The 23322-nt window shown below is 39.6% G+C and carries 21 protein-coding genes; 4 read left to right on the top strand and 17 right to left on the bottom strand.

The genetic code is table 11. The annotated features are described in order from the left end of the window. Positions 1-8: 8 nt before the first annotated feature. From zwf to ACFINK_RS00150, 5 genes are all read right to left on the bottom strand, one after another. Positions 9-1481, bottom strand: coding sequence for a glucose-6-phosphate dehydrogenase (gene zwf, locus ACFINK_RS00170; RefSeq protein WP_375638017.1), 1473 nt, complete (start codon positions 1479-1481; stop codon positions 9-11). 120 nt (positions 1482-1601) lie between these two features. Continuing rightward, the gene (locus ACFINK_RS00165) at positions 1602-2885 is read right to left on the bottom strand and encodes an NAD(P)/FAD-dependent oxidoreductase (protein ID WP_375638127.1); all 1284 of its coding nucleotides are present in this window, start codon (positions 2883-2885) and stop codon (positions 1602-1604) included. An 11-nt stretch (positions 2886-2896) separates the two neighbouring features. Beyond that, positions 2897-4324 carry a glutamine synthetase family protein gene (locus ACFINK_RS00160; protein ID WP_375612069.1) on the bottom strand — a complete coding sequence of 476 codons (1428 nt, stop codon included), beginning with the start codon at positions 4322-4324 and terminating at the stop codon, positions 2897-2899. A gap of 455 nt (positions 4325-4779) precedes the next feature. Next, positions 4780-5016: a class I SAM-dependent methyltransferase gene (locus ACFINK_RS00155; RefSeq protein ID WP_375638126.1), complete on the bottom strand. Its 237-nt coding sequence runs from the start codon at positions 5014-5016 to the stop codon at positions 4780-4782. Between the two features lie 176 nt (positions 5017-5192). Further along, a complete protein-coding gene (locus ACFINK_RS00150) occupies positions 5193-5786 on the bottom strand; it encodes a type III PLP-dependent enzyme domain-containing protein (RefSeq protein WP_375638125.1) in 594 nt (197 codons plus the stop codon). Between the two features lie 462 nt (positions 5787-6248). On the opposite strand from ACFINK_RS00150, the gene ACFINK_RS00145 reads away from it, so the two are divergent. The 3 genes from ACFINK_RS00145 to ACFINK_RS00135 all read left to right on the top strand — a co-directional run bounded on the left by ACFINK_RS00145 (position 6249) and on the right by ACFINK_RS00135 (position 9303). After that, positions 6249-7484 (top strand): coproporphyrinogen-III oxidase family protein, encoded by a 1236-nt coding sequence (locus ACFINK_RS00145; RefSeq protein WP_375638015.1) that lies wholly within the window; start codon positions 6249-6251, stop codon positions 7482-7484. Positions 7485-7689: 205 nt separating this feature from the next. After that, entirely contained in the window at positions 7690-8910 is a 1221-nt protein-coding gene (locus tag ACFINK_RS00140) for an MFS transporter (RefSeq protein ID WP_375638013.1), read from the top strand. Between the two features lie 60 nt (positions 8911-8970). After that, the gene (locus ACFINK_RS00135) at positions 8971-9303 is read left to right on the top strand and encodes a hypothetical protein (protein WP_375638011.1); all 333 of its coding nucleotides are present in this window, start codon (positions 8971-8973) and stop codon (positions 9301-9303) included. A gap of 623 nt (positions 9304-9926) precedes the next feature. Here ACFINK_RS00135 and ACFINK_RS00130 read toward each other — a convergent pair. From ACFINK_RS00130 to ACFINK_RS00085, 10 genes are all read right to left on the bottom strand, one after another. Further along, positions 9927-10052: a hypothetical protein gene (locus ACFINK_RS00130; RefSeq protein ID WP_375638009.1), complete on the bottom strand. Its 126-nt coding sequence runs from the start codon at positions 10050-10052 to the stop codon at positions 9927-9929. 65 nt (positions 10053-10117) lie between these two features. Then, entirely contained in the window at positions 10118-10291 is a 174-nt protein-coding gene (locus ACFINK_RS00125) for a restriction endonuclease (RefSeq protein WP_375612064.1), read from the bottom strand. Between the two features lie 430 nt (positions 10292-10721). Beyond that, the gene (locus tag ACFINK_RS00120) at positions 10722-10895 is read right to left on the bottom strand and encodes a hypothetical protein (protein ID WP_375638007.1); all 174 of its coding nucleotides are present in this window, start codon (positions 10893-10895) and stop codon (positions 10722-10724) included. A gap of 40 nt (positions 10896-10935) precedes the next feature. After that, positions 10936-11124 (bottom strand): NADPH-dependent FMN reductase, encoded by a 189-nt coding sequence (locus tag ACFINK_RS00115; protein ID WP_375612108.1) that lies wholly within the window; start codon positions 11122-11124, stop codon positions 10936-10938. 315 nt (positions 11125-11439) lie between these two features. After that, positions 11440-12783 carry an MATE family efflux transporter gene (locus ACFINK_RS00110; RefSeq protein ID WP_375638005.1) on the bottom strand — a complete coding sequence of 448 codons (1344 nt, stop codon included), beginning with the start codon at positions 12781-12783 and terminating at the stop codon, positions 11440-11442. An 86-nt stretch (positions 12784-12869) separates the two neighbouring features. After that, positions 12870-13004 carry a hypothetical protein gene (locus ACFINK_RS00105; protein WP_375638004.1) on the bottom strand — a complete coding sequence of 45 codons (135 nt, stop codon included), beginning with the start codon at positions 13002-13004 and terminating at the stop codon, positions 12870-12872. 792 nt (positions 13005-13796) lie between these two features. After that, entirely contained in the window at positions 13797-14048 is a 252-nt protein-coding gene (locus ACFINK_RS00100; RefSeq protein WP_375638002.1) for a hypothetical protein, read from the bottom strand. Positions 14049-14344: 296 nt separating this feature from the next. Next, complete coding sequence (locus tag ACFINK_RS00095) at positions 14345-14512, bottom strand: hypothetical protein (RefSeq protein ID WP_375631516.1); 168 nt, start codon at positions 14510-14512, stop codon at positions 14345-14347. A gap of 742 nt (positions 14513-15254) precedes the next feature. Beyond that, entirely contained in the window at positions 15255-18452 is a 3198-nt protein-coding gene (locus ACFINK_RS00090) for a restriction endonuclease (RefSeq protein WP_375638000.1), read from the bottom strand. A gap of 28 nt (positions 18453-18480) precedes the next feature. After that, positions 18481-20397, bottom strand: a complete 1917-nt coding sequence (locus ACFINK_RS00085) for a site-specific DNA-methyltransferase (RefSeq protein ID WP_375637998.1) — start codon at positions 20395-20397, stop codon at positions 18481-18483. A gap of 370 nt (positions 20398-20767) precedes the next feature. Between ACFINK_RS00085 and ACFINK_RS00080 the strand changes: the two genes are divergently transcribed. After that, positions 20768-21094 (top strand): hypothetical protein, encoded by a 327-nt coding sequence (locus tag ACFINK_RS00080; protein ID WP_375637995.1) that lies wholly within the window; start codon positions 20768-20770, stop codon positions 21092-21094. A gap of 414 nt (positions 21095-21508) precedes the next feature. Here ACFINK_RS00080 and ACFINK_RS00075 read toward each other — a convergent pair whose 3' ends face one another. Beyond that, positions 21509-21637: a DUF2924 domain-containing protein gene (locus ACFINK_RS00075; RefSeq protein WP_375631508.1), complete on the bottom strand. Its 129-nt coding sequence runs from the start codon at positions 21635-21637 to the stop codon at positions 21509-21511. A gap of 813 nt (positions 21638-22450) precedes the next feature. Beyond that, the gene (locus ACFINK_RS00070) at positions 22451-22954 is read right to left on the bottom strand and encodes a hypothetical protein (protein ID WP_375631507.1); all 504 of its coding nucleotides are present in this window, start codon (positions 22952-22954) and stop codon (positions 22451-22453) included. Positions 22955-23322 lie beyond the last annotated feature (368 nt).

The following is a 23322-nucleotide window of genomic DNA, read 5'->3' as shown; positions in this document are numbered from 1 at the left end:
TTATTGCTCTAAACTAAATTGTTCCATATACGCCCATCACGTTCCATGAGGCTCATCGAAGCAGACGGCCCCCATGAACCAGCGTTATAACTGTGAACAGGCTGTTTTATTTCTTCCCATCCCTCAATGATTGGATCAATCCAACGCCAAGCAGCCTCAACTTCATCACGACGCATAAACAGTGTTTGATCTCCACGAATAATATCCATTAATAAACGTTCATAAGCATCAGGATTACGTTCAGAAAATGCAGAAGCAAAACTCATGTCTAATGGAATGTGACAAAACCGCATACCGCCATAACTTGGATCCTTAATCATCAACCATTGTTTTACACCTTCATCAGGTTGGAGACGAATTACAAGCCGATTAGAAAAAATTTCATCTAAATCCACATTAAAAATATTATGAGGAATAGGTTTAAAAACCACAACAATTTCAGACATTCGCGTGAACATGCGCTTACCTGTTCGTAAATAAAAAGGCGTATTAGCCCAACGCCAGTTATCAATCTTAACCTTAAGTGCTACAAATGTTTCACTCTCACTCGCTCTTCCTAGATCATCAAAATAAGACTCTACCGATATACCATTTGATAGACCAGAAAGATACTGCCCACGTACAGTATGCTGCCCTACATTATGGACATCAAGCGGTGTTAAAGAATGTAAAACTTTAAGTTTTTCATCGCGCACAGCATTAGCACTGTTGGTAAATGGTATTTCCATCGCAACCAAACAAAGTAACTGTAGCATATGGTTTTGAACCATATCGCGTAGAGCACCAGTGCTTTCATAGTATTCTGTACGCCCCTCTAACCCTAAAGATTCAGCAACGGTTATTTGAACATGATCAATATAATTGGAGTTCCATAGCGGTTCATAAAGTGTATTAACAAACCGCAATGCCATTAAATTTTGAACAGTTTCCTTCCCAAGATAATGATCAATGCGAAAGATCTGCTCTTCATTAAAGGCGCTTGCAAATACATCATTAAGTGAAATAGCTGTTTTTACATCGCAACCAATTGGTTTTTCAATGATAATCCGTGTTTGTGCTGTCACCAAATTATTTTTTCCCAACTTCATCGCAATATCAGCAAAAAGTGACGAACCAACAGCCAAATAAAAAGCTCGAATATCCGCTGAATCTTGTGACAGAAGGAGGGCTAAATCCTTCCACCCTCGATTTGAGGTAACATCAACAGAAACATAGCTTAAACGTGCAAGAAAACGATTGAGTTCTGTTGAATTGAGATCTTTTGGATGGATATGTTTTTCTAAAGAAATGCGAACAAAATTTTGATATTCTTCACAACTTAAGGAAGTGCGCGAAACCCCAATAATACGTGTTGGCTCACTGAATTGCCCAGCACACTGACAATGATACAAAGCCGGCAAAAGCTTGCGCAACGCCAGATCACCATTGCCACCAAAAACAATACAATCAAAGGAAGAAACTGGAATAATTTTACGCACCATGAACTTGTTTATTTTTCTATTCGATTATGAAATCCCATATCACTTATAAAAGCTTTCATCATTAAAGCAGACAGATACTAAATAAGCCATTAATTTTCTTCATTTCAAGCAATGTTTCCATTAAAGGCGATCCAATAAAGAAAACCAACGCATTGCTAAAAATATAAGCGGATAACGCAAAACTCTTCCTCCCGGAAAAGATGAAATCTTTAAGTCTTGGAAATAGGAAAAACGTTCATATTTTCCAGTTAACCATTCTGCGTATAATTTTCCCACGAAAGGAGCCAGCATAACGCCATGCCCTGAATAACCACCACAATAAGTCATCCTTGAAAAAATTTGTCGAACATAGGGCATACGTTCAACTGTGATGGCAACCGTTGCTCCCCACCGATGGCTTAAATTGATAGAATGTAATTGAGGATAAATTTCAACAATTTGCCGTTTTATACGTTCATCTAAATTTAGAGGATGCTTATTGTCATAACTTTCTACACCACCAAATAAGAGACGATTATCAATGCTTTTGCGAAAATAGCGAACCATAAAACGGGAATCATCAACCGATTCCCCCCCTATAAGAATTGAACTATGCTTTGGTAATGGGTCCGTTGCTCCAATATAAGAGCGAATAGAAACAATATTTTTTTCAATAAAACGCTCCAGACCAAGTTTATACCCATTTGTTGCAAGTAAAACATGCTCTGCTGTTACACTGCCTTTTTCTGTTATTACTTTCCAATGTGCTCCCTTGCGCCTTACGGTCGTTACTTGTGACTTCTCATAAAGCTTAGCACCAGCATCTTGTGCTCTTTTTGCCAACCCAATAATCAATTTTAAGGGATTTATATGACCGGTATCCGCATCATAAATACCACCACAATAAAAAGTTGATCCAAGTCGCTCAAATGTTTCAGCCTTATCCATAAAAGTAAGCGCGTGATAGCCATAACGCTGCATCGCCTCAATATGCTGTTGATAAGAGAGAAGCTCACGCCTTTTATGAGTTACAGAAAGCTGTCCTCCTATCAAATCACAAGGACAATTAGGCATTGCGCATAAAGATAAAATATCTCTTTTAGCTTCTTCTGCCAAATCAAACAGAGCCTTACTGCGCTCAAAACCATACTTTTTTTCTAATGTTTCTACCCATTGCCGTTGCCCTGTTCCCAGCTGTCCACCATTGCGCCCTGAAGCGCCATCACCAAAACGTGATGCTTCAAACAAAACAACATCCACTCCAGCTTTGGCTAAATGATAAGCAGCCGAAAGACCCGTAAATCCGCCTCCAATAATGGCAACATCACACTGTCTGTTTTCACAAAAAGAAGGATAAGAGGGGCGCTCTTTTAAAGTATCTTCATACCAAGAAATTCCTGGAGAAATTGAATTATCATCAATCATCGTCATAAAATTTAAACATTCAGCAGGAGATATTCACGCTCCCACGGACTAATTACTTCCATAAAAGTTTCAAACTCTTGTCGTTTGATTGCAGCATAAGTACTGACAAACACATCCCCTAAAATAGCATGTATTGCTGTATCTTGTTCAAACAAATTAACTGCCTCAATGAGTCCACGCGGTAACTCAATATTATCAGCATTCACATTATTTGTCGTTGGCTCATCTGGCTCAATTTTTTGCTGTAAACCAATGAGACCACACGCTAAAGAAGCTGCAAGAGCTAAATAAGGATTCGCATCTGATGAAGGAAGCCTATTCTCGACACGCCGCGCTTGAGGAGCAGAACGAGGAACACGAAAAGCTGTAGTACGATTATCATATCCCCACCGCAAATTAACAGGAGCCGAATTATCAGGTACAAGACGTCGATAAGAATTCACGTAAGGCGCAAGCATCACAAGAACCCCTGGCATATGTTTTTGCAATCCACCAATAAAATGGCGAAAACAGATACTTTCTTCACCATTTTCCTGTGTAAAAATGTTCATACCCGTTTTCTTATCAACGACCGATTGGTGAATATGCATCGCAGAACCTGGCTGCCCCTGAATGGGTTTTGCCATAAATGTCGCATACATATTATGTTTTAGTGCTGCTTCACGAATTGTTCGTTTAAACATAAAAACTTGATCCGCTAACTCAATAGGATCACCATGACGTAAATTAATTTCAAACTGACCTGCTCCTTCTTCATGAATGAGGGTATCAATTTCCAATCCTTGTGCCTCTGAAAATTGATAAATATCATCAATCAAATCATCAAATTCATTAACACCAGCAATGGAATACCCCTGTCCACCACCAATTGAACGCCCAGAACGACCAACTGGTGGAACTAACGGATAATCAGGATCGGGATTTTTTTGTACCAAATAAAACTCAATTTCTGGTGCAACAACAGGGCTTAAACCCATTTTTGTGTAAAAATGAACCACTGTTCGTAAAACATTGCGTGGTGTGTAATCCACAACCTGACCATTTTGATACACAAGATCACAAATCACCTGTGCCGTAGGAGCATCTTCCCATGGAACAATGCTTAACGTAGAAAGATCAGGCTCAAGGCGTAAATCACCATCTGCTTTAGGATATTCAAAACCATGACCATCTTCCGGATAATCCCCTGAAATTGTTGCCATAAAAACTGCTGAAGGCAATGCCAATGATGTTTCCGATGTAAATTTTTTAGAAAGCATCATCTTGCCCCGTGGTACCCCTGCTTGATCAGGCGTAATACATTCAATATCCTCTACCTTACGGGAAGCAAGCCATTGTGAAACTTGTTCCCAATTGCACACACCACGTAAACTTTTGAGAAAACGAGAGACAGGTTTAAAATTCTTACTTTTCGTTTGTTCACCATTTTTTACAGCCATAACATACCAACTTTAAAAACAATCAAGTCCTATTCTTATTGTATCAGCCCATGCATAAACGACACGAAAAAAAATTATCAACTGATATTTTTGAAGAATACTATAAGATCCATCAAGGTAAAAGAACTTTGCGCTCAAAAAGCTATCCTATCACCATAGTGAAAAAATTGATATTGCACGCGATACATCGGTGCGAACCTTCTCCTTATATAAAACAGCGAGAAATACCATATTGTACGTAACCTAATTCCGATTCAAATAATCATATATAAGCAAACATTGGCGAGAATAATAAAGGCGAGATATTTAATTTCCTTTTGGTTGTAGCAATGCTTAATTAAAAGAAAAGAAACTTTTCTTTTAATATGAAGCAAGTTTTGTAACTCTATTGTTATCCACATAGAAGTAAACACCCTAGGATGGTGAGTAGCCTTTACAGCTGTGCTTACAAATACTCACCCCGCCATAATATGCGTAAATGTATTTTCAGGATAAGTCATACGCTCAACATTTCCGACATAAAACTTAACCATCGCCTGTATAACAGAGCTATCAACCTTGTTCTGAGCGGATGGTACAGACTCTGCACTTATATCAATTCCCACCGCTTGACATTGCACTTCGCACACAATATTTAGAGCTGAGAATCCAGTGGAGCATACTAAATCCAATAGATAGGAATTTTTGCTAATTGCGCCATGCGTGATCCAACATTTGATAGTCTCCAGCCCACTAGGAGGTGTGTTATTTATATCTAAAAAGCCAAAAAATCAGGATATGAGAACACAATAATATCAATTTCCTTTGAACTAACGTCCTTTATCGTCGATCTTCCACCATCGTAAAATCTTTTTTGTATCAGTTGCTTTCACATACTTTGACTTATGATCTCGTGATACTGTGCAAACCGAGCACACATCCCCAGAGCCCAGATTATAATTAAGTTCGTACCATTCTGCTCTTTTATAGAGCTAATATTTGAAAATAAATAACCATAATCTTTAGATATAATACGCCTAGGTTCAATAATTACCGTACGCTTATGTAAATCACAACCCAATTGTGATAATGCCTCATAAATTTTACGAGGGTATTCGTCATTGACCGTCATGGCATCGCAGAACGCTGTGGAAGTCGGATATCCTCCGCCTAGACTGATAAAACTTTTTTGATCCTTCAATGCGTAAATATCCTTTCCAGCCTTAGTTAAGGTGGATACTATTAACTCAGTCGAATTCAAATTAGAGCCCACATGCAAAGGCACCCCATTAAGCCTAATCCTATTGGATTCTAGCAAAGATAATGCGGCACGTAACTTCGCCGCAGTCATACCAAAACACGATCTATCCCCGTTTTCCAGTACATGGCACAATCTCAATGAGATTTTAGGTAATATGTCAAAATGGCGTGCACGAGTGATGATGTCATGTAATTCGATAATATTATCACACTGGACATTTATATGTTTTCTAATAGGATAATTCTATCTCTTCTCGAAGTTTTACAGGGATATTAAAAAATATATATCTACCTTTAAAACCATCTTTTTGCGCTAATGATATTTCATAACCAGACGCAAATTCCAAATCCCAGCAACATAACAAAGATGCCCCGCACGTCCATTAAAATACCCTGCTTTTTCTCGCCCTAGGCATTCATAGCCCGACCACGTAAAACAGGATACCAATTACAATATCAGACCATAAGGCTGCAAGAGAAAGTTCTTTTATATTTTTATCTTTACATTGCCTCTTAAACAAGCTCATCTGTTCATATAATGAGTTATATGTATAATACATATAACTTCTACAAAAGGAGGATTCATTATGTTCCGTGAAAATCTTTGGTAATACACTCGGATGATTGGATCACCTGTCGCCCGTCAATAATATAGTGCGCGTTAAGAAATTGGGGGAGGTAAACTATGCAACTCGTGGATCATCCTTTTGTGAAGTTCGATCAACTCAAGCCGATTTACAACTTCACATATCCGTTATTTCGCACTATTTCAAATGAATTTTACGATTACCTAGACTTTAATAAACTAGCGCAAAGTAAGCAGATTCCACAAGCGCGTACCATTTCTCTTTATTTGCATATTCCCTTTTGCGAAACCATCTGTTCCTTCTGTCCCTTTCAGAAAGGGGCCTACAAGCACGTTAAGCAAATCGAATCTTATATGTCAGCGCTTACCACAGAGATCAGAACCAAAGGAAATTTCATTCGCTCGCTTAGAGGGCCCATCCGCAGCATCTATATAGGGGGCGGCACACCGTCGCTCTTGTCCGCAGATAATATCCGCCACATCGGAAAAGTATTGCATGCCGAATTTGAGCTCTCTTCCTTAGCCGAGTTTACACTGGAAAGCGAACCGAAGAGCGTCACACGTGATAAACTTTATGCTGCCCGTGAGATCGGCGTTAACCGGATCAGCTTCGGTATACAGAGTTTCATTGAGCGTTTCCGATCATTGTTTAACCTCACCTCAACACGTGAACAAATCAACAATACCGTGGCTTGGTCACAAGAGATAATTGGACATGTCGGTTTCGACCTACTATATGGCATGCACAGCCAGCAAACCGAAGAACTATTATACGATTTGAAGCAAGCCAGCGAGCTTCACCCTGAAACCATCAACCTCTATGCAATCAACAATCTGGCTATCACGTCGCAACTGCATAAGTCTTACGCACAAAAAGGGCTTAAACCGTCCAGCCTACAGCATCGACAGATGCTTCGATTATTTAGCGACATCGTTATGCGCAGCTGCGGCTATGCGCCGTGTAATGGGCATTCCTATATCAAAATTGCCAATAACACTCCTCTAACGCTCGCTAAAACGAGTTCAGCTAATTATTTCCGCTATCACAAATATTTGCATGGTTATCATGACGATTATGTGGTTGGCTTCGGGGCGTCAGCACTGTCGATTCTCGGCTCACTCGTCACACGAGCCAATCCCAGTCGAAGCGGATACATTACCGACATACAACTTAAAGGAAAATCCAAAGTATACTACAATTGGGTATCAGCGGAGCAACAAGCCTCCAAAGCGTTGTGTATGCGGCTACCTTATAACGGCTATGCCAAATATGCCAAAAAAGAAAGAATTGACTGGACCGCACTTCCCTCTTTCGTATACAATAACCTACAATAGCTCATAGGTGCAGGTCTCATCGTAGAAAGTGATAACGATCTTCAACTGACTCAGCGTGGTTGGCAATGGTATTCCAACCTTATGTATTTTCTTCTACCTCAGGCAGATAGGAATATCTTGGACGGCTATGTCGCAAACATGCTGAATACAACCGCCGTACTTGATGGACCAGCGGAAACCTGTGTGGCATCTTAAGGAGAACAGAATGTTCACGCTTTTTTCCAACAAGAACATACGCTATTTTTGCCTAACCGTTAGTCTGCTCGCCTTACTCAGCGGTGCTTTGCGCACTGCCATCCCGCTATTAGCAAGACAATCTGGATATGGCGTAGTCGGAGTAAGTTGGGCGCAAGGTCTCTTCTCATTAGCGTGGCCAATTTTCGGCATCCTTGCAGGCGCTTTACTTGATCGCTGCGACAAAATAAAACTTGCAACCTCGGCTCTCCTCATCTTCATGCTACTGCATATTGTACTGTTCGTACTGCTCACGATACAGATTACTCCAGCCGAACAAATTTTCTTCTATGCAACCATTGCTGGATTCATCGTCGTTTCTGCCGAAGCTTATATAATGACTATTCCACCACTTATCATGGAGGGAGAGCGATTGATGACCTTCTACTCAATTGTCTTGTTTTTAGATTTCGGGGTCTCCTATTTTCTTGCCCCTGTCATAACAAGCAGCATTTTAGCGCATAGCACACTGCTATTTCTCGGCCTGTTAATCGTGCTTTTTATCACATTGATTTTTACCGCTCGCCGTGCTGTTCCGATATCGCCAACACCCGATAAAAAAAACATCACTTTCCGTTATATCATTGCCGGATTTCGTTTCATTTTTTCAAATCGGCATCTTACCTCCCTTACATTACTCACATTCTTTCTATCGGTGGTATTTGGAGCATTCCTAACCTCGTTCATCTTCTTCGTTACCGACAGTCGGTATCTGGGCCTACATAGCAGCCAATATGGCGTGATGTTTGCAGCCTACGCGCTTGGAACAATGGCAGGTGCCCTATTTGCGTCGCGTATACGCTATGCACCGGTGCGCCTAGCTGTTCTCACTGACGGTTTAGGAACTGTTGTCTTGCTTTTGATTCCAGCCTTTTCAAAAAGTGCTGTCGTCGTATGGGGCGTCACCTTTATTGCTGGCGTTGGAGCAAGCTTATGGTTTATTGGTGTTACCGCCTTCAGGCAGCGCCTCACACCAAAGCAACTTCTCGGGCGAGCTAATTCTGCTTTTCGAGTGATAGGCTATGCTGGAACGCCGGTCGGAAGCTTTTTGGTCGGCGTCCTTGGTTCTTTTATATCATTGCAGTTTGCTGCCACCTTTATCGCTGGACTACTATTGGTGGCTATCGCGATAACGCTTCCATTTCTTTGGCAGGCTGATCATATAAACACCCCCAACCCTGCCACGAGGTAACAGCTGCTTTTAAAAAAAGACACGGTCAAAAAAGGCACACATACCCTATTACGCAATCGATTGATTTATTCTTTGGACGAGAAAATTATCACCATAATGGCTGATAGAGCCAGCGGCACTATAGAAGCAGCCAAACAAACGCTAAAGACAAAACAGCCCCTTTACGTTGATTGGGCGATGATCCAACGCCTATATGAAGGATGCAGAGAGCTTATAGCGTACGAAGTGCAATTCTTAACCAAAAACTCCGCCCTAGCAATACCCACTTATACTCCAGTTAATCCGTTACCCGCTGGACATCAAATGCCTCACCCCTCTGCTCCTCAAAATACATTTTGCTGCACTTACGCGCCGTATTCTTCCTTTGTAATTAGCCGTATTCTTCCTTTGTAATCAAAAGAGCAGCCCTCCTTTCCTAGTTTAGGATCTTTGCCTACACAACGCAGCAACAGATGCGACCATATATGCAATCACGCCTTAGGGCCTGCATAGTAGAAAGCTTAGTTCGAGAGATTCATAAAGCCTATATTCCAATAAATTTTCCACCCAATCCACCTTTTAAAAGGGCGGCTTTATATAAACCGTTAGAGCAAGCTATGAAATCCTTAGGTGTATTAGAAATAATTGACGGTTTTTACCTCAGACCAATGTTGATTAACTTTTACTCGTGCATATACGCAAGCGGTGCTACTCTTTTCTTAGATAGAAAGGACATAATCGTTACCATCTGACCTATTATTGTTTGAAAATAAAGAAAAAGTATCAGTGCAACTGATGATATTGAAGAGCTATCTCATTATGTAGCTGTACTTAATTACGGCATTGGGAAGCTAGTCACGTAATCACCCCCTTCTGCGCGCGCCTTCTGCATGATATTCATAAGATTTTATTACGCGGTAAACGCGGTACGTCCAAAAGTCTTAGCGAATTCCGCAAAGCACAAAATTAGCTTGGCGGTACGCAACTAAAGACAGCGTCATTCGTGCCGCCCACTCTTACCACAGCCCCCACTCTCTCTACCACCATCCCCGCTTAGAATCGCGCCAACTCATCACCAGTGCCTCGTTAAATACCACACCAGTCTCAAGGGCGGTAAAATGCGCCTTGCTGCATTTAATCTTCAGCATTTCTTTAAGGCGCAAATCAAACTCGCTATTCGTTCCTTTTGTTTCCAGTACAAAATAAAGCTTTTGCGCGCCATCTCACTCTAAAAAACCGCCCAATCAGGCGTATAAGAACCAATGGGAGTGGCTATTTTTAAATTTCTTGGCAGTTTAAAAAACAATCTTACATCAGAGTCATTATCGAGATTTTGCGCAAACTCTTTCTCAATACGGCTCTCACAAATCTCATGATCATAAACACTTTTCTCATTGACCACCGTTGGCCCTATGATCGCCTTTTCCGACCTAATTTTACAGATGTAGAATCAATCTTATTATGATGCGCACATCCAGAGATTATTTTATCCTCTGCATTAGAACCAAAAACATGAACAATACACAGAGGCTTCGGTAAGAAGGCCAACCGCTCAATCTCAATCTCAATCTACACGAAAATGCATGTGCAGGCGAATGCCCCCCATAATATGCAATATTTCAAGCCCGTCCATAGTGGTACCCCTTTTAAAAATTGTGCCTATGGCTTATAATAATCTCCAAAATATACATTTAGCCCTTGTCTGAAATAACTCAATTTTGGATTGATGAGAACGAAAACGCGCTGCGATAATCACGTTGTTCAGCCCTCATGACCGGCAAAAGGGCGCCAATATTCCTGTACCACCAACGACTAACTAACGGTATTTCTTATCATTTTTGATCATATCCTCCACCCTTATTGTACATTTTATCAGCAAGATGTGCGCAGCAAGCCCGTACATTTACGCTGCTAAGTCTCCGTGTACGGTTTTCATTCTCAAACGCAAAATCATCTTTAGCCGAAGCAACTTGATATTGCAGCGCCGGTCCATAAAGCGTATGCACAATTGGTACCAAATATACACAGGGCAGTGCGCATTTTGGGTTATATTGTCATGAGAGAGATGACCAAAAACTTTATCCCAAAAGCATTATACTCTAAATTATCAAGAGCATTCTTCAATCCCCCTGAATAAGACCCGTGATAAACAGGGCTTGCAAGAATAACATCGTTAGCGTCTGCGATTGTTTTGACAAATGCATGCGTTTTAGCATCACAATGGTAATGACTTATAAAAACAACAACTTTTTTAAATGCCTCCTCAACGGCGTATGAATATAAGCACGTTTTTTCTCGTCATTTTTTAAGGTATTAAACTCTTCCAATCTACCGAACTTACTCTTAAATTGTAGCCGAATGATTTTAATAAACCCATATTATTTTAAAAACTCAACAAATAATATTGAGGCTACAATCAAAGACACTTCTTTTCAATATTAAGCAAGTTTTGTAACCTATATTGTTATCTCCATAGAAGTAAAACAGCCTCTATGGACGATAAGTAGCTAAGCCTTCACAGCTAGTGCTTTACAAGCGCTTTTATAACACTCACTCTGCCCCAAATATAGGATTGCATTTTATTAAATAACCCACGCGCATATAATTAAAGAGAGAAACGATTAAGCTTGCACCAATCATGCCAAGCCAATAGCCAATAAAGTCATATTCAAAAAAATGCGCCATTAGTGCTCCCCCAAATAGGCCTAACCCCCAATAACTTATTGCTACAACAATTGTTGACCAAAACGTATCAAGCAAGCCCACAAGTATGCCATTGAGCATAGCTCCTAAAGTGCCAAAAGAAAAAGACAATAAGATGAACGGAAGCAACTTCCAAGAGAAAACAATAACGCGTTCTGAAGAAATATTAAAGATGGTTGTAAGGATGAATCCATAAGAGAGATAAACAATCCCTGATAAAAACAAGACATAAGCTACAGCAAAAACAGTGACACTCATACGCAATTGTTTTAGAGCCATATTATTCCTATCTGCTCTATACCACGCTGCTATTGTCGCGGCTGCGCTGGAAATCCCCAAAGCCACCACAGAAATAAGCATATCGAGACGCATCCCTATCGTATGCGCGGCCAAAGATTCGACCCCATAAACCGTAATCATGAATGCAATGAACGAAGGAAAGCCCTCCGCAATAAGAATACGTATACCAATGGGTAGCCCTACTCGCAGCAATTTTATTATTCGTGAAATCTCTAACTTTGGTCTCAAATAATTAAAGCGAAAAGAATGAAAAGCAGAATTGCGGGACAAAATTATTGCTGCTGCAATAACAATTAAAATACGGATCAAACTGCTCGCAATTCCTGCACCAAAGACACCTAATCCGCTTACAGAACCTATACCAAAAATAAGCGGCCAAGAGATAAGAAAATTCACAAGGATAGCCGCAAGCATAACCCAGGTTAACGGCTTTGGATTACCAATTGCTGACAGTAATCCCCGGCTATTCACATAAAGATAAAAAAACACCACCCCTATAGCAGCACCACTATTATATTCCTGCGCTATATTGGCAATTGTCCCATCTTGGCCGAGAAAACACAAAATATTTCTCGTGTTGAGTAAAATGATCGCACTCATCATTCCAATCACAAGGGAAAGCCATATTCCTTGATCAAACCATGCCTTCAATGCATATCTATCTTGTCTACGAAAACTTTCCGCAAGTTTTGGTGCAACCGCGGTAATAATACCTAGCCCAAACAACATAACAAAACTAAATATACTCAGAGCTAACATTGTACCACTCAAGGCTTGCACGCCTAAATGCGCTACAAGCGCTGCATCTGTGAAGGAAATCATCATCTGAGAGATAAACCCAACAGCCAGTGGCATGCCAAGAGAGAGCAATTGCTTCATCACAACAAACATTGTGAAATACCCTTCCATATTGAAGGGCATATTAAGCTCGGATCTTTTAAACAAAACACATTGATTTTTTCCGTAAAGTCTTTCCATCACAAGTCTTGTGTAAAGGATGCATAATGAGAACGCATTAAGGTAAGAGGAGATGCCCAGTTCTTAAAAAAGAAGCGCAATGCACCTTTATTGGTTTTTTGTACAATATTATGCCCCCAAGCAACTACAGTCATTGATAAAAGATCCTCAGCGAGCCGTTTGTTCGTCTTGTATATCCATTTTTAGTATTTTTAATCAAACTTTTTGGTACTGCAAGTAATACACCTGTGCTAACCTTTGCTTACTCGCTGCTTACATACGTAAAAAAAACAAAGCCGACCAAGTTGTCAAAAAACACAGGCATTAGCATTTTTACAATCCATTGTGCCTATACACCAATTAAAAAAGAGCGTTTATGATACATAAGACACCTCGATGCCCCACCGCTCTACGATCTAAAATTATGAAACTTTAGTTCAACAACCAACGCACAATATTTTACGAACGCAAAAGCACCATCTAGCACTCACTAGGAGAGCATTCTATAACTATACGCACCATGTCCACATCACAAAACCTATAGAGACTTCATATGAATGATTGCCCTCCTCAAAAATAATAATTTTGGCCTCCTCCGAATCCAATCTGAAGTATTCATTTAACAACACATCAATATCATATCCTCTTGATATACTCGTTCGCGATATTTCTGGAGAATAACAGCACAATCATTTGGCGCATTCAAATCGGTAAGCATCTCTGCTAAAAACGATGGACAGCTATTAATTTCGACTCAATCCATATAAGATGACCCACACACTATTTTTTCCTGTGTCTTTATGTAAGTCATAGGCAAGTCCCTATTCAACTGTATCTTCACTCTCAGACCTCTTCGTTTTTTATTAACTTTTTATCAGTATAAAGCCAAGCCAAATTAAGCGGGATAATTGAACATATACAAACCAAGGCAAAACAAAAAGCTGCTTCTATACAAACATTATTTGCCAACCAACAATCAGCACAAGCGCTAAAATACCAAAAATACGCGCAAGAAAACTAACAATGGATAAAACCGTATTTGCATTCTTTTGTTGAATATGTTTAAAAAATTCTGCTTCAAACTGCGTCATAGGAACAGAAAAAAACTGTGAAATACGGTGAATAAAATAATAGGAGCCCAACTGTTTGCAACGAGAAGCAGAGCAAGCATAACAACAGCACTTAGGACGAGTGAGCACAAAGTTATCGCCATAGGAGCATATTTTTGCATAAGATATTTAATCACAAAGCGATTAAATAAGTATTTTACGAGAGTATAAGACACAAAGCACAGGCCAAGAATAAGAATTTTAGTCTTTCCTGTCGCATTGTCTAATACTCCTGTCTGTCCCAAAATAAAAGGTTGCCAAAAATGAAATATTGGCTGCAATGCAGCAACAATAAAACCACATATCAATATGTAATATAACCCGATTTTTGAGGTAACTAAATAAGTAAAAGCTTCTGTTGCATGCAACAAAGAACCCGAGTCTATTTACTGACTATCCGAAGCGGATGCAATACCTATCCCCGTCACCCGACTAAACAAGAATACAAGCACGAGAAACCCGAAAGAACAAAAATAATATGCCGACTGATAATTATCCATACACAAAACAATAAGAACACCTAGCGCACCAGCAACCATATTCATGAATGCCATCAGTTCCCGCTTATAGACGTTTACTTGGTGGTAGATCAAACTACCCTTGTATCCACCGCCGTCGATTAAGCCTTTAATCCATGTGCTATCAGCGCCAGAACATAAAGCAAAGCCTAAAGCATATATAATTTCTGCCGGAATTAAGACAGAAAGATTAGGCGCGTAAATAGATAAAAAGAAGAAGAGCGAAAAAAAGAAACATGATAAGATAACATTTTTTTAACGCCAATTTTATCTCCTAAAATCCCACAAGGCACTTCAAAAATACAAATAGCCGCGCTAAACACAATTTGCAATAAGGCTAACTGTGCTATACTAACGCCCATAGACAAGAAAAAAAAGCATGGAAGGAACCTGTAATCAGCCGAACCTCGCTCATTGCCCCACAGCCATAGAGCAACTTTTTAACTTCATAATCTATCGTCATTAATATATCCAAAAGCTATAAAGCTGGCAGCTTTTTTTGCCGCCAGCTTTGTATATTTTAAAACTTCAATTCATAGAAGCGCCTCAAGCAGCCATTTTCTGCTCACTTGCTCGGGCTTTGAGCGCAGCAACATCAACCCGTTTAATTTTTTTTCAGTGGTTTATACATATCTTTAGTTTTCATAACTTTACCTCCTGTATTAAATGAAAACAATTAAATTCAACATGAAGTGTACATTATAACTACCTTTTATCAATTTATTATTTTGATATAAAAAGCTTTTCTCCCCTCCCCCTTAAGTATTTCATGCTCCAATCATTCTGTAACAACCACCGCAGCACTTGGAAACTCATGCGCCCCTTCGGGCAAAGTACGCTTATATTCACGCCAATTTATCACCGGCTGGTCGTTAAACGCAACGCTCGTTTGCAGTGCAGCAAAATGCGCTTTGCCGCATTTAATCTTCAGTATTTCTTTAAGTCGCAAATCAAACTCGCTGTTTGCCCCTTTTGTCTCCAGCACAAAGTAAAGCTTTTGTTCGCCATCTCGCTCTAAAAAAACTGCCCAATCAGGCGTATAAGAACCAATGGGAGTGGCTATTTTAAAACTTCTTGGTAGTTTAAAAAACAATCTGACTTCAGGATCATTTTCAAGACTTTGTGCAAACTCTTTCTCCACACTGCTTTCATAAACCACATGATCATACACACTCTTCTCACTCACAACAGCTGTACGCTCTAAATTTGCCACAAGCTCTTCACTGGTAAAAAGCTCTTGCACACTATATTCTTGCCCGACCAGCTTTAAATATTTAATGCCATCAATTGTAAGATTAACATGGGTTTTATTGAGTATTTCTTCTATGCGCTCTAAAAAAGCTTGTGGATTTTTTACAAACTCATGCTCACGGCCACTCTTGGTCAAAATACCAATAATTGTCTTTGTGGTTAATTTCAGCTTTAAGGTCAAATAATGTACAATGTTCGGCAGTGCACAAAAACTATAATCAAGCGCACTCTGCTTTAATAACTGCTCTTCATAGGTCACACCAGCACTATCCAGTTCTATCTCTGCTGTCTGATAAACCAAATGCGCGGGCGCAACTGGCGCCATTTTTTCCACTGCATCCACTGCTTTGGCAACAAACTCTGTGCGATCAAGCTTTGCACGATAAGTGGTCTTTTTATTGATCTTCTCCCACAAGGCCAAAAACTCTGGTGAAGCCACTGTTTGCTTTTTAAGCTTAACCCGCACCTCGCGCGTAGCATTACGAATAATCGGCATGGCTTGGCTCGCTTCTAGCGCCTGCAGCACAGCTTGCTTCTGCCCTTTACTAAAACGTTCACTTAAATCTAACGTCCCAGTCGCCCATTGCGCTTTTAATGTATCTGTGATTTTTCCTGCTGATGTAAGCAAGGCTTTTTCACGCAACTCAACCAATATATCAGCAGCCTCTTGCGAAGACAGAATTTTTGTTTCCGTCACAGCTGTCATATAAATCAGATCTTGCAGCGTCTCAACATTAATAAGCGCGCCCGCATCAGTTTTTTTCACAATTTCTTGACGCAATTCGCGTGGCATTTCCTCCGCCCCTATAGCCTCAAATTCGCTCGCCACTAAATCTTGATCTACTTTAACGACACCCGCCTCATCAATAAAATCTTTTGCAACAAGTATTTTAACAATTTTTTGTGCTTGCGATACTTCCACTTTAGCGGCCACATATTTTACATCTTCATAAATACGGCCAACCAAATGCTCCATCTGCAATGTACCAAGTTTATAACCAATATCCGCCTCTAATTCTTTTTGCAATGTACTCACAAACTCAGCAAAGCTTTCATTCACCATGACATGCAGCACATTTATATCTTTATCTTCTACCTGTTCACCGTGTTGGTTTACGCACAAGCGCAAACCGCGACCAATCTTTTGCCGTGCGGTAAAATTCGATTTTTGCTCAATCAACATACACACTTGAAACACATTCGGATTATCCCAGCCTTCTCTCAAGGCAGAATGTGAAAAGATAAAACGCAAGGGGCATGCAAAAGATAATAACCACTCCTTATCACGCATAATCGTGTTATAAGTGTCATCATCAGCTTGGCTGTCGCCCTTTGTATCCTTATACACGCCTTTCTTGTCTTGCGAGAAATAACCGCCGTGCACATTTCGAACATTTTGCGCAAACTTAGTTCGTAAGGAGGCATATTTCTTTTTCGTCAACAGCTCTTCATAACATTCTTCAAACATACGCTCATAAAGTGCTGGCTCTTCATCAGAGCTACGATATTTAGCCACCTCATCAATAAAAAAAAGTGATAAAACTTTAATCCCTAAAGGCGCAAGCCGCAATTCTTTATCTAAATGTGTTTCTATAGTGCGATAAATTTGCGCGCGTTTAAGCTCTATTGTATTCACATCACCAAGGGCGTGGCCAAATTTGACAACTTCAGTATCAGAAAACTCAACAGCTTCATCCCCCGCCATGCAATTGATACCCGAAACAATATAACCCCTATAAAGCTCACGCCCGCCCGTAACGCGATACAGATCATCGCCTTGTCTCACTGTAACTGTTTTGCGGCTCACAGTGCCATTCTTTCCCGCAATATCCAACTCTAAGCGCGCCTTAAAGCCATGTTTGTGTGATACGGATTTCAAGGCAATATAGGGACGGTTAAAATCTTGCTCTATCTGATTAGAAGAGACACAAATTTGCTTTACCAGTCCTTTTTGATAAGCATCAACAGGTGTTAAACGATATAAAAGATTAATCTCCTCTTTATGCGTGGCACTATAGCGGAAAACACAAAGCGGATTAAGGCTCGCAATAGCCTCTTTCGCTTTTGCTGTACTATCCACCGATTGCGGTTCATCTATGATCACAATCGGATTTGTATCTTGGATATAGCGCATAGCACTTTCGCCATTCAGTCTATCTTGCGGAAGATTGATAATATTTTCCGCTTTTTTAAATGCATCAATATTGATAATCATAATTTCAATATTGGTAGAGCTTGCAAATTGGCGAATTTGCGAAAGATCTTTTGAATTATAAATAAAATAACGATAGGGCAGATTATCAAACTCTGCTTGAAAATGCTCCCTTGTTACTTGAAGTGATTTATATACCCCTTCGCGAATAGCAACACTTGGTACGACGATAATAAATTTGATAAAGCCATAGCGTTGATTTAACTCAAAAATCGTCTTGCTATAAACATAAGTTTTGCCTGTTCCCGTTTCCATCTCAATAGAAAACTGCTTTTGCTCTAGCGCCTTACTCGCCACGAGTTTATTGTTCTGTTGCACCTCTTGTAAATTTGCTAATATAGTTTCATCACTAATCAATAATTGATTACCATAACCAAATTCATTTAACGCTAATTGTCCTTGTTCTGAACACAAGAAAATAGAAGAATCTCGTCGTGGTTGGCCTTTAAATAAATCAATGACGCTTTTAACGGCATCATTTTGAAATTCTTGTTGTTTAAATTTAAGTTTCATATCGCCGCCCCAATCGTCTCTCTATAGTTTAAATTTTATCAAAACTTACTTCATTGTCTTTAAAGATAAAGTCGCAATTAATAAGCGCCTCATCACTTTTAAAGGCCGCATCAAGCGCTACGATTTTTACGGGCAAATACTTTATCATCTCTTCCGCATCTTCGGGGTCCAAGGGCGGGTCTATGGCTATAATCACTAAGACATCGCCTTCGCTCTCACCTATATAATAGAATTTTTTGCCATTGATTGGTAAAGGATAAATTTTTAAATCCAATGGCCAACCATATTTAAGTATGATCTCGAAGATAATATCTTGATGAGAGCGCTCGGAATTCACCCCCCGTAAAATATGATCCAAACGCATTTGCAATTGTTCTTTAACATCAAGTGCATTCGGATCAATCGGGCTATCGTCCCATATGGAAAAATTGGAACTATCGAGCTCTAGCACGCGAAATCCGATGTCTAAAGGCTGCTTGCTTGTGAATTCTGCTTCATGCTTTTGCTTGATTTGTGCACCAGCGCGGCGAATACGTTCGCTACCTATATCGCAGATAGTTTTATAACCAGCCTTATAAGCTTCGCTCTTCTCATCACACAATTCAGGCAATTGCACCATGATGAATTTGCGATTGCCACCATCTTCGGCATTCAAAGCCATCACTGCATGCGCTGTTGTACTAGAGCCAGCAAAAAAATCGAGAATGATGTCGTCTTTGTTCATGCCGATTTGCATGAGCAATTTTATGAGTTTGGTAGGTTTAATATATTCAAACAATCCTTGAACATGCATTAATTGATCAATTTCACGTTTGGAAAAAGCGGTATCACCTGAAAACTCTCGTTTAAAAATTCCTGCAAATTCTTCATCAAAATTGGCATCGATCTCCTTGCCGAAAAAAGTCGTAGGAACCAACCCATCTTGAGTCTCATTTAAAAACCTTTTAATCATAGGATAGGATTCGCCTTCGCCCCATATGATCTCATCATTAGCAATTTTTTCTTTCAAAACTTTTTCGCTAAAAGCCCAATAACGCCCTTGCGGCCTTTTCAGAACCACCCCATTCGGCTTGGTAATTGTATAATTGGCCGCATAGGGTTTATGAGCCGTAATGGGGTCCGCTTTCCAAGGTCCCTTAGGATGATTATCAGGATTTTTATATGCTGAACTATCTGGTCGCGGTAACAGGTTTCTCTTGAAATTCTCCTTATACTTTGCGTAGCATATAATATATTCATGGCTGACAGAAAAATATTTCGCTGAATTCTTGCGCGTGTGAACCTTCTCCCACACCAATTGAGCAACAAAATTTTCTTCACCAAACACCTCGTCGCACACTTTGCGCAAATTATGCACCTCATGATCATCAATCGAGATAAAGATCACCCCATCGTCACGCAATAAGGTCTGTGCCAAAAGCAAGCGCGGATAAATCATATTGAGCCAAGCCGTGTGAAACCGCCCCATTGTCTCAGGGTTTGACTTCGTTGTCTGCTTGGTCACTTCCTTATATCGCGCCAATGGGTCTTTAAAATCATCATCATAGATAAAATCATTCCCCGTATTATAGGGCGGGTCTATATAGATCATCTTCACTTGGCCAAAATAAGCCCGCTGGATAAGTTTTAACACTTCAAGATTATCGCCCTTAATATAAAGATTATGTGTATTATCAAAGTTTACGCTCTCCTCGCGCTTCGGGCGCAATGTCGCTAGTGAAGGCTTTTGTGCAAGCTTTAAACTTGCTCCTTTGCCCTTCCATTCAAATTTGAACTTCTCAAAATCATTATCAATATATTCGCCGCATAGATTAAGAAGCTGATCTATATCCAGCTTTCCCTCAGCAAAACATTGCGGAAAGGCTGCTTTTAACTTTTCTATGTCTGGATTAACAGGGCTTTGACTCATGCCCTCTATTCTATCTTCACCCGCTATTATACTCATCTTTGCGCTTCTCCGTTACGCTTAGTATAAAATATGTCTATGAATATTTCTTTTGTACGTCGCAATTCCTTTTATCCTATTTATTTCTATATCCTCTGCAAATTTACTTTCATGAAAAGTGTCATATAAGCTGTTCTCTTTATTTTTTAAAGTTTCTTGTGCTTGTTTTATGTCTTTTTGCTTACGCAAGTCGGCTAGATCAATTCGCATTACCACATTTTGATCATTTTGCCTTTCTTTGATTTACTTTGAAAAAGCAATAATTTCGCGCCCTAAATTAGCCGCTGTTTGGCATAATAAAGGCGGTTATTTTATATTTTTTCTTGTGTGCTATTATGGCACTTACAAATATTATCAATAAGCTTATCAATTGGCACAAGCACATCCCAAATATGTCTATCTTTTAGCCTTGTCATATTTCTTACAAATCGAAGAGCTGTATCGTCAATTTGACGACATGCCACCATGGGTAATTTTAAAATTGCGTCACATGTGGCTTGGTCAAGCACATACAAGTACTATCACTGCCAACGAAAACATAAATTTCTTCATCATTTATTTTGACGCAATAAAAACCATTTCACAAGGGATTATGTCAGCATCCACTTCTAGTTCTCCCTTGTCCGCACAAGCAAGATTTGCTAAAATACCTTTCACGGTGTGTAAAAACACCCTCAAACGCCCACCAGCAAGCTGAAAATCCTTCCCATGCCATAAAACGCTTTGCCTTTATAGGTTTTATACTGTGTGTCAGATTCATAATAAAATATAGCTCTTATCATTTTATCCCTGAGTGATTTGTATTGCCTTATCAATCATATAATTAGACTCATGTACAAACCATGCTTTTACAATCTGCCATAGGAATGTATTAATCTCTTGCACTCGCTCCTTAAATATATTGCGGCATGATTTTTACATTATCAGCAACGTTGGTATTAATTGCCAACCTTCATGACGGTAAGCTTTAACAAAGCTTTCGTCTGCTTCTTTTTGTCGTCCCGTCAGTTAAACTCTTGCTTTAAACCTTCTTCGGTTTTACGTCTATATATAGCGCCGCGTATTGGTTTTATCGCTTGTTTAAGCACCTTTCTTGTCCCCAGTCATCCTCTCATCCCCGCCTTACAAGGCCAAAAAACAAATGGCCATTCCAATTGATGCCGGTAATATGCTTAGCAATAGCTTTCAAGCTTTTGTAAATCTTGCCCTCATTGATAGCCTTTTGACACCACAAGCACATGATGCGTTTGTCCTAAATAATCGTCACTGAAATAAGTGTGCCATAAGGCTTTGGGCTCCTACATTAACGTATACTTTACAGTGGCTATTTCTTGCTCTAATTGTTTACAACTCATTGTCTAATCCTCTCAACACAGGAATGTTCTATTTCCTCGATTAGTCCAGAAAATAGTGTGTGTTCACAAAGTTAGACAAAAATGCAATTTATTCTTTTTCATTGGATAGCTCAACTCCCTCCACGCTTAGAACCAATAAACCTAAGCTTATTGCTGCTATAAGTTTACCGCGCACCCAAAACGAGAAATTTATATCCTATTGAAAAAATAAATTTAGAAGATCCCTTCTTAAACAAAGTCTCGACTAAATAAGATGGTTTGAGCATTTTTAGCAAAAAGAGATAAAAATTCACTATCTCAAGGATCTTAACTACGTTATCGATCATACGCAAAAAAAGCTGAGAAGTGCAGATTTCTAAAAGAAATGAGAATAGTTTTATAAAGAGAAATGGTACTGCAAGCGATACATCGGTTCGAACGTTCTCTTTAAAAACACACCGTAATTACAAGCGGCTTCAAAAAACAGCCTTACTAATATAATATTAGCTAGAGGGTTACATGTATATCGCAATAATAATGCACTCATTCCCGCAAGAGTGCTCCACATATTATGGCGTAGACTGTATAAACTCTGCCGCTCTTGCATACTCAGACGTAAGGCCACTTAGTCGTATAGCAGCCGCAGTTTCAACGTAAAACAGCGGACGCTTCTGTATCATAATACTTGACAGAAGCATCAACAGCTAAGGATATAGGAACTAATTTATATTTTTTCGAAATGTTATATATAAATTTAATGTGCCGCCCCAAAACACACCACCAGTGAACCCACTTAAAAGACCAAAAAGAAGGTTAAAATCAAATGCATATTTCAAATCAGGTACAACCTTGAGAAAAACAATCAATGTGAATTTGATGACAAAAGCGATAAGAATAAATGTCAGCGTCAACGGCGTACCAGGCAGAATAATGAAATCCGTTCCTTCTTTGATTTTTAAACGCGCAGTAGCACGCCAGAGCAACCAGCCAACGCCAACGCCGATCATCAGCCCTGCCAACATTGAGACTGCTCCCCAGCGCAGGAACGCCAGCTCTTTAATCACATCGCTTGCGCCCAAAAAAAGAAAGACTAACGGCAATAGAAAAAGGCGGTTAACCTTCATTTCCCTATCTTTCAATGCGATTATTCCCCTCGCAATGAGAAAAATAAGCAAAATCCAGGCCCATAAAGGAGTTCCAGTCAGAATGTTAAACAATGACATATTATGCTCCATGATGTTTGATGCGATAAAAATATCGCATCATGTTAGGAAAATATTTAGAAAAAAAGATACCAACACAAACTAAACCCATATTGATCCACCAAAGCTGGGGAGTCCCTTCAAAAAAACATTGGGCAGCCCATTAGCAAAAAATATGATAACCCAAATCCATGTAATATATTTATTGATGAGATACAACATAATATGTCTACGTTTTTCCTCACAGACACCAGCACTGGCATAAAAAATAGTAAAGGGTTTCTTTAGTAAAAGGCTAATCAATTTTATCTTCACCCGCTATTATACTCATCACTGCATTTCCCCTTATGCTCAGTATAGAAGAATAGAATATTTATTTTCATGCATAT

It is taken from the genome of Bartonella sp. AA16NXGY, assembly GCF_042197325.1.
Classification (GTDB): Bacteria; Pseudomonadota; Alphaproteobacteria; order Rhizobiales; family Rhizobiaceae; genus Bartonella.
The sequence above is the reverse complement of the archived record's forward strand: the minus strand, read 5'-3'. Positions and strand labels throughout refer to the sequence as shown.

What these genes read in the sequence shown, in the direction of transcription:
- zwf (WP_375638017.1), bottom strand. Translation starts at nt 1,481, where the DNA reads ATGGTGCGTAAAATTATTCCAGTTTCTTCCTTTGATTGTATTGTTTTT.
- ACFINK_RS00165 (WP_375638127.1), bottom strand. Translation starts at nt 2,885, where the DNA reads ATGATTGATGATAATTCAATTTCTCCAGGAATTTCTTGGTATGAAGAT.
- ACFINK_RS00160 (WP_375612069.1), bottom strand. Translation starts at nt 4,324, where the DNA reads ATGGCTGTAAAAAATGGTGAACAAACGAAAAGTAAGAATTTTAAACCT.
- ACFINK_RS00145 (WP_375638015.1), top strand. Translation starts at nt 6,249, where the DNA reads ATGCAACTCGTGGATCATCCTTTTGTGAAGTTCGATCAACTCAAGCCG.
- ACFINK_RS00140 (WP_375638013.1), top strand. Translation starts at nt 7,690, where the DNA reads ATGTTCACGCTTTTTTCCAACAAGAACATACGCTATTTTTGCCTAACC.
- ACFINK_RS00110 (WP_375638005.1), bottom strand. Translation starts at nt 12,783, where the DNA reads ATGTTTGTTGTGATGAAGCAATTGCTCTCTCTTGGCATGCCACTGGCT.
- ACFINK_RS00105 (WP_375638004.1), bottom strand. Translation starts at nt 13,004, where the DNA reads ATGACTGTAGTTGCTTGGGGGCATAATATTGTACAAAAAACCAATAAA.
- ACFINK_RS00095 (WP_375631516.1), bottom strand. Translation starts at nt 14,512, where the DNA reads ATGGCATTCATGAATATGGTTGCTGGTGCGCTAGGTGTTCTTATTGTT.
- ACFINK_RS00090 (WP_375638000.1), bottom strand. Translation starts at nt 18,452, where the DNA reads ATGAAACTTAAATTTAAACAACAAGAATTTCAAAATGATGCCGTTAAA.
- ACFINK_RS00085 (WP_375637998.1), bottom strand. Translation starts at nt 20,397, where the DNA reads ATGAGTATAATAGCGGGTGAAGATAGAATAGAGGGCATGAGTCAAAGC.
- ACFINK_RS00075 (WP_375631508.1), bottom strand. Translation starts at nt 21,637, where the DNA reads ATGTGCTTGTGGTGTCAAAAGGCTATCAATGAGGGCAAGATTTACAAA.
- ACFINK_RS00070 (WP_375631507.1), bottom strand. Translation starts at nt 22,954, where the DNA reads ATGTCATTGTTTAACATTCTGACTGGAACTCCTTTATGGGCCTGGATT.